This window comes from Nocardioides marmoraquaticus (genome assembly GCF_054777915.1).
The window spans coordinates 1-609 of record NZ_BAAHAA010000061.1 but is presented as its reverse complement, the minus strand read 5'-3'; the positions used below and the strand labels follow the sequence as shown (position 1 = coordinate 609).

Sequence of the window (609 nt, the reverse complement as noted above, 5' to 3'; positions counted from 1 at the left end):
CGTCGAGCGACTCGGACGGCACGATCGCGTCGTACTCGTGGAGCTGGGGTGACGGCACGGCCGCAGGGTCGGGCAGGAACGCCACGCACACCTACGCCACGGCTGGGTCGAAGACGATCACGCTGACGGTGACGGACAACCGTGGTGGCACCGCGACCACGACTCGCACGGTGACGGTGACGCGGACCAACGCGGCTCCGACGGCGTCCTTCACGGTGTCCTCCGACGCGCTGGGTGTGGCGGTGGACGGGTCGGGGTCGGCTGACTCCGACGGGTCGGTCGCGTCGTACTCGTGGAGCTGGGGTGACGGCACGGCCGCCGGGTCGGGCAGGAACGCCACGCACACCTATGCCACGGCTGGGTCGAAGACGATCACGCTGACGGTGACGGACAACGACGGTGCCACGGCGAGCGCGACTCGCACGGTCACGGTCTCGGCTCCGGCGGTGGACGTGGTCGCGCTGGACGGGTTCGACCGGTCGCTGGCCAGTGGTTGGGGTTCCGCGGAGACTGGTGGGGTCTGGACGTTGCTGGGTGGGACGTCGCGGTTCAGCGTGAGTGGGAGCGCGGGTCGGATCTCGGTGGCTTCTGACCAGTCTCGTCAGGCCT

The 609-nt window shown here is 70.1% G+C and carries 1 protein-coding gene; it reads left to right on the top strand.

The genetic code is table 11. From position 1 onward, the window contains the following. Positions 1–23 precede the first annotated feature (23 nt). The coding region (locus ACYU8I_RS18880; protein ID WP_460843889.1) for a PKD domain-containing protein at positions 24–609 on the top strand (586 nt) is incomplete at its 3' end.